The 6,530-nt window shown below is 71.3% G+C and carries 5 protein-coding genes, 1 rRNA gene and 1 pseudogene; all 7 read right to left on the bottom strand.

The window, feature by feature from the left end; all coding sequences use genetic code 11:
• Positions 1 to 65: 65 nt before the first annotated feature.
• On the bottom strand, positions 66 to 1,835 hold the full coding sequence (gene recN, locus ACWPOC_RS19145; protein WP_230791736.1) for a DNA repair protein RecN: 1,770 nt from the start codon (positions 1,833 to 1,835) through the stop codon (positions 66 to 68).
• Position 1,836: 1 nt separating this feature from the next.
• Positions 1,837 to 2,781 carry an NAD kinase gene (locus ACWPOC_RS19150; protein ID WP_120282988.1) on the bottom strand — a complete coding sequence of 315 codons (945 nt, stop codon included), beginning with the start codon at positions 2,779 to 2,781 and terminating at the stop codon, positions 1,837 to 1,839.
• Positions 2,778 to 3,602, bottom strand: a complete 825-nt coding sequence (locus tag ACWPOC_RS19155; RefSeq protein WP_455409176.1) for a TlyA family RNA methyltransferase — start codon at positions 3,600 to 3,602, stop codon at positions 2,778 to 2,780. Before ACWPOC_RS19155 ends, ACWPOC_RS19150 begins: the two co-directional genes overlap by 4 nt.
• Position 3,603: 1 nt before the next feature.
• Positions 3,604 to 3,834 (bottom strand): hypothetical protein, encoded by a 231-nt coding sequence (locus ACWPOC_RS19160; protein ID WP_120282992.1) that lies wholly within the window; start codon positions 3,832 to 3,834, stop codon positions 3,604 to 3,606.
• Between the two features lie 52 nt (positions 3,835 to 3,886).
• The gene (locus ACWPOC_RS19165; RefSeq protein WP_455409177.1) at positions 3,887 to 4,918 is read right to left on the bottom strand and encodes an HAD-IIA family hydrolase; all 1,032 of its coding nucleotides are present in this window, start codon (positions 4,916 to 4,918) and stop codon (positions 3,887 to 3,889) included.
• Positions 4,915 to 5,817: pseudogene (locus ACWPOC_RS19170) on the bottom strand (tetratricopeptide repeat protein); the annotation flags it as partial. The pseudogene ACWPOC_RS19170 and the gene ACWPOC_RS19165, both read right to left, overlap by 4 nt.
• Before the next feature lie 593 nt (positions 5,818 to 6,410).
• Positions 6,411 to 6,527 (bottom strand): 5S ribosomal RNA (gene rrf, locus ACWPOC_RS19175).
• Positions 6,528 to 6,530 lie beyond the last annotated feature (3 nt).

The raw sequence follows: 6,530 nt of genomic DNA on the forward strand, positions 1-6,530 counted from the left end.
ATACGAGTGAGGTTGTGGAGGCGCGCCGGTAGTCGTGTGAACATCGCTCCGGCGCGCCGGGCACGTCAGCCGGTGCGCTCGGCGTGGGCGACGGCCAGCAGTTCCTCGGCGTGCGCACGCCCGGTCTCGGTGTCGTCGAGACCGGCGAGCATGCGGGCCAGTTCGGTGACCCTCTCCTCCTCGCTGAGGGTGCGCACCCCGCTGCTGATCACCCCGGCGCGGTCGTCGACCTTGTCGACGACGAGATGGGTGTCGGCGAACGCCGCGACCTGCGGCAGGTGCGTGACCACGATGACCTGGTGGGTGCGCGACAGGCGCGCGAGTCGCCGGCCGATCTCGACGGCGGCGCGGCCGCCGACCCCGGCGTCGACCTCGTCGAAGACCATCGTCGCGCCGCGCTCGGAACCGGCGAGCACCACTTCGAGGGCGAGCATGACGCGGGAGAGCTCACCGCCGGACGCGCTGCGGGCGAGCGGGCGGGCCGGGGCGTCGCTGTGCGGGGCGAGCCGGAACTCCACTTCGTCGATCCCGGATTCGCCGGCGTGCAGGAGCCGGTCGCCGACCTGCAGCGGCGCGGTGTCGCTCGCGGTCGCCGCGCGGTCGGCGATGTGCACGTCGAGCACGGCGCGCCCCATCGCGAGGCCGGACAGTTCCTTGCTCACGGCCTTCGCGAGTTTGCCGGCGACCTTGTGCCGCGCCGTCGACAGGGCGGTGGCGGCCTCCGCGGTCGCGGCGGCCTCCGCGTCGACCTCGGCGGCGAGCTTGTCGATCGCCTCCGCGGAGACGTCCAGTCCGGACAGGCGTTCGCGGGCCTCGCGCGCCCACTCGAGGACGCCGTCGATGTCGGCGGCGTACTTGCGGGTGAGGTTCTTCAGTTCCGCCTGCCGGTTGAGCAGCGTCTCGAGCGCGCTCGGGTCGGACGGCAGGTCGGACAGATAACCGGAGATGTCGCCGGTGACGTCGGTGACCACCGCGATCGCCTCGCCGAGGCGGGGGCCGAGCTCGCGCAGGGCGGGATCGTCGCAGCCCTCGAGGCGGGCGCGGGCCTCGCCGAGCAGGTCGAGTGCCGCCGAGTACGCGTCGGCGTCGCCGCTGTCGTCACCGGCGAGGGCGTTGTGCGCGACGGTGGCCGCCTCGCGCAGCGAGTCGAGGTCGGACAGGCGTCGCACCTCGTCGACGATGCGGGTGTCCTCCCCCGGTTCGGGTGCGACGCGGTCGATCTCGTCGAGTCCGAAGTGCAGGCGGTCGGCCTCCTGCGCGAGCTCACGCGACCGTTCGGTGCGTTCCTGCAGCTCGGCGCGGGCCTCGAGCCAGCGGCGCCGCCGGGTGCGGTAGCGGTCGAGCAGACCGGCGACGGTCTTGCCGCCGAACCGGTCGAGTGCGGCGCGCTGCTCGTCGGGACGCAGCAGCCGCAGCTGGTCGTTCTGGCCGTGCACGGTCAGCAGCGGCCCGGTGAACTCGGACAGCACCCCCACCGGCACGCTGCGTCCGCCGAGGTGGGCGCGGGAGCGGCCGTCGCTGCCGACGGTGCGCACGGCGATGATGCTGCCGTCCTCGTCGCGCTGGGCACCGGTGGACTCGAGCAGTTCGGCGATCTGCTGTTCGATGTGGCTGGGCGCCGGTTCGATCTCGAAGCGGCCTTCGACCACGGCGCGGTTGGCGCCGACCCGCACCCGGGAGGGGTCGGCGCGCACCCCGGAGAGCAGGTGCAGGCTCGTGACGACCATCGTCTTGCCGGCACCGGTCTCGCCGGTGAGCACCGTCAGTCCCCCGTGGAAGCGCGCGTACGCCTCGGAGATCACACCCAGGTTGTCGATCCGGATCTCTGCGAGCATCTCAGAGTTTCCTTCCCCGCCAGCCCTTCACCGGAAGTTCGAACTTGCGCACCATCCGATCCGCGAACGGCGCCGAATCCAGCCGCACCCACCGGACCGGATCGCATCCTCGCACCACCTCGAGCCGGGCCCCGGCCGGGACGTCGATGACGCGGCGACCGTCGCAGAAGACCACCCCGTCGTGGCCACCCGCAAGGGTCTCGACGGCGATGATCGACTCGGGGCTGGTCACCAGCGGGCGCGCGAACAGAGCGTGTGCATTGCTCGGGATCACCAGCAGCGCTTCGAGTTCGGGCCACACGATCGGTCCGCCGGCCGAGAAGGCGTAGGCCGTCGATCCCGTCGGGGTTGCGACGAGAACTCCGTCGCAGCCGAACGACGAGACGGGACGGCCGTCGACCTCGAGCACCACCTCGAGGACCCCGAGCCGCGACTTGTTCTCGAGACTCGCCTCGTTGAGCGCCCACCCGCGGTCGAGGACCTCGTCGTCCATGCGCACCGTCACGTCGAGGGTCATGCGCTGTTCGACGCGGTACTCGCGGCGCACCACCTGCATGAGCGCTTCCTCGAGGTGTTCGGCCTCGGACTCGGCGAGGAAACCGATGCGGCCGAGGTTGATACCGAGGACGGGCACCGCCGAGTACTGCGCGAGTTCGGCCGCCCGCAGGAAACTGCCGTCGCCGCCGAGGACGATCACCATCTCGCATCCGGCGGCCGCCTCCGGCCCCGGTTCGACGACGCTGATGAAACTGCCCGGCAGGGCGAGGACGCCGAGTCCGTTGCTCACCGACTCGTCGTCGAGGGTGCGCAGACCGATGCCGGCCTCACCGAGGATCTTCGCGACCCGCAGCGCGGTGCCGGCGATCTCGTCGCGCCCCGAATGGGAGACCAGCAGGATCTCCCGGCCCGATCGCACCGCGTCGGCCGCGGCGGTCTCTTCGCTCACTGTGGTCCTTCCTGAACCGCACGCTCGATCAGTTCGATCACCGCCGGGTCGAGTTCCTCCGGCCCCGGCTCTCCGGCCCGCAGCCACAGGAAGTACTCGACGTTCCCGGACGGCCCGGGCAACGGGCTCGCCACCGCTCCGAGGGTGCGCAGCCCCTGCCGCTGCGCTTCGCGCGCGACGTCGAGCACCGCCTCGGTGCGCAGCGCCGGGGCGCGTACCACGCCGCCGCTGCCGACCCGGTCCTTGCCCACCTCGAACTGCGGTTTGACCATCGGCAGCAGGTCGCCGCCCTGGGCGACGCAGGCCACGAACGCCGGCAACACCAACTTCAGCGAGATGAACGACAGATCCGCGACCACCAGGTCGACGCGCCCGCCGATCGTCTCCGCGTCGATGCTACGCACATTTGTTCGATCGATCACATGGACACGCTCGTCGGACTGCAGACGCCAGACCAGCTGGCCGTAGCCGACGTCCACCGCGACGACCTCCGCGGCACCCTCGTGCAGCAGCACATCGGTGAAACCGCCGGTCGACGCGCCGGCGTCGAGGCAGCGACGCCCCGACACCTGCAGCCCCTGCGGCGTGAACGCCTCGAGGGCGCCGAGGAGTTTGTGGGCGCCGCGGGACGCCCAGGAGACCTCGTCGCTCACCTCGGTGACGATCAACGGCGTGTTCGGTTCGACGGCGGTCGCCGGCTTGGAGGCCACCGTGCCCGCGATCAGCACCCGACCTGCCGCGATCAGTTCGCTGGCGTGCTCGCGTGAGCGCGCCAGACCACGCCGTACCAGTTCCGCGTCGACGCGTGCCCGGCGTGCCACGTCAGATCTTGTCCACGGTCGACAAGGCCTGCACGAGGACCTCGTGGGCTCGTTCGAGCAGGTCTGCCTGCTCGAGCAGCACGGACTGATCGGTGCTTGCGGCACCGGGGACGGATGCGCCCTCGCGGACACGCGCCAGCAACGCGTCGACCTCCTCGCGGACGTGTGCGGGATCGACGGTGGGGCGTGCGCCGGGAAGGTGTTCGCCCGGACGTGGAATCGGCGTGCTCATCGCCGTCCACGCTAGTCGATGGATGCGACCGGGCCACACCCTCCGGTGCGGATCAGACCGTCGCCGCCCACGCGTCCACGACGGACCGCGCACGCTCGTCCACCGGACGAACCTGCCCGAATCCGGGGTTGGCCCAGGCGATGTCGAGCAGACCCCGCAACGCCTCCATCGGATCGGCCGCCGACTGCGCGGCGGCGAGGTGAAGATCACCTCCGTCGACCGTGACCTCCCACGAGTCGTGCGGGGCGACGCGAAGCCGGTCGGCGGGCTCATCGAGGCTCGCGAGCGAGGACGCGACGTAGGTCGGGCGCTGCTCGGCCGGAGCCCGCAGCAGATCGTCGACGGTGCTGACCCCGGTCAGCACGAGCAGGGAATCCGCACCGACGGCGTTGGCGCCTTCGATGTCGGTGTCCAACCGGTCACCGATGACGAGAGGACGACGGGCACCGCCGCGACGGATCGCGTCCTCGAGCAGCGGAGCTGCGGGTTTGCCCGCCACGATCGGGGTCGCGCCGGTGGCGTTGCGCACCGCCGCGACCATCGACCCGTTGCCGAGGACGAGTCCGCGCTCGGTCGGCAGGGTCGAGTCGACGTTGGTGGCCACCCACAGGGCGCCTGCGCGGACGGCGAGCGTCGCCTCCGCCAGGATCGCCCAGCCGGTATCCGGGGAATGCCCCTGCACCACCGCCACCGGATGCGCGTCCGCGGACCGAACCGGGGTGAGGCCGACACCGGCCACCTCCTCGGCCAGGGCCTCGGTGCCGACGACGAGCACGGGCACACCGGCCGGGAACCGCTCGGCGAGCAGGCGCGCAGCGGACTGCGAGCTCGTCACCACCGACGAGTCGTCGGCCGGGAAGCCGAGTTCGCGCAGTTGCAGAGCGACTTCCGAGGGCCGGCGACTCGCGTTGTTCGTGACGTACAGAACGATGTCGTCACCGGCGGCCAGCGCTTCGCGGGCACCCGGGACGGGTTCGGCGCCCCGGTAGACCGTGCCGTCGAGGTCGAGCAGCAGGACGTCGTAGATCCGACGCAGGCTGTCGCCGGAAGCCGTACTGCCGGAGAGGTCGGTGCCGTCGGTCACGGCGCCTCTCCGGTGAGCTCCTCCACCCGCTCCTCGGCATCGGTGACGCCTTCGATGTCGGCGCCTGCGGAATGCAGGAACCACTGCAGGCCTTCTTCGGTCCGCCCGGCGGCGACGAGAGCGTCGGCGTAGGCGTAGAAGAGACGGGCCGCCGGTGTACCGGTCCGCTCCGGATCGAGATCGGGCGTCTGCAGGGTGACGACGGCCTGGTCGTACTGACCGAGATCCATGCGGGCACCGGCGAGGACGATCCGCAGCTCTGTTGCTTCGTCGCCGGTCAGCTTGCGAGCTTCCTCGCTCCGACCCAGTTCGAGCGCTTTCTCGGGGCGACCGAGACCGCGTTCGCAGTCGGCCATGACGGCGAGCAGTCCGGTACCACCGGACATGCGACGTGCTGCGCGGAGTTCGGACAGCGCCTCCGCCCACTCACCGGCGTGGTAGGCGGTGATACCGGCGGCCTCGCGGACGACCGCGATGCGGCCGGCGCGCTGGCGTGCGGCGCGAGCATGGGTGAGCGCGGCACGGGGATCGTCGTCGAGCAGGCGACCGGCCATCACCAGATGCCGGGCGACGGAGTTCGCGTTCGACTTGTCCAGGCTCAGCAGATCACGGCGGATCGTCGGGTCGAGCTCGGACGCCTCGACGTCCTCAGGGATGTCCGGCTCGTCCGGACGTGCGTCGCGACGCTGCGGCGCGATGCCTTCGCGCCCGCGGCCCGGACCGAATCCACCTTCACCGCCACGACGACGGGGTGCTCCCTCGCCACGGCGGTCGCCGGTCTGGGGGCCACGGCGGTCGCCGGAATAGCCTCGCCGGTCGCCACCACCCCGCTGGTCACTGCCTCCGCGCTGGTCGCCACCACGACGATCGTCGCGGTTACCGTAGCTGCGCTCACCGCGGGGACGGTCCGAACCCTGACGGGGACGGTCACCGTACTGCCGACCACGGTCGTCGCCGCGGCTGGAACGATCATCGCTGTGGCGGGGCCGATCATCGCTGTGGCGGGGCCGATCATCGCTGCGGCGTGGGCGGTCGTCGCTGCCGGAACGTTCGCGGTAGGGACGGTCGCTGCGACCGGAACGAGCGTCGTCGCGGCCGCGATCCCGGCGGTCTCCGCCCTGGAAGGAACGGCGGTCGTCGCCACGCTGGGAACGCTGGTCGTCACTTCGTTGGGGTCGCCGGTCGTCGCCACGCGGGGGGCGTCGATCGTCACCGCGCTGCGGACGGTCGTCGCGTCCGGACGAACGTCCGGCGGATCCGTAGCCACTCTGCCGGCGGTCGTCGCCGCGTCCACGCTCGTCGCGGTCGCGGGGTGCGCGCTCGCCGCGGCTGTCGTCGGCGCGTTCCTCGCGCTCGTTCTTGCGGCCCGACCACGGAGTGGATCCTCCACTCCTGAAGGACCGACGTTCACCGTTGCCGTCGGACACAGAAAAATCCTCTCATGAAAACACGAAAGGGGACCCAAACGAGTGGGTCCCCTTTCGGAACGGGTGTTCGGCGGTGTCCTACTCTCCCACACCCTGTCGAGTGCAGTACCATCGGCGCAGACAGGCTTAGCTTCCGGGTTCGGAATGGGACCGGGCGTTTCCCTGTCGCTATGGCCGCCGTAACT

The organism is Rhodococcus sp. 5G237 (assembly GCF_053764735.1).

What these genes read in the sequence shown, in the direction of transcription:
- recN (WP_230791736.1), bottom strand. Translation starts at nt 1,835, where the DNA reads ATGCTCGCAGAGATCCGGATCGACAACCTGGGTGTGATCTCCGAGGCG.
- ACWPOC_RS19160 (WP_120282992.1), bottom strand. Translation starts at nt 3,834, where the DNA reads ATGAGCACGCCGATTCCACGTCCGGGCGAACACCTTCCCGGCGCACGC.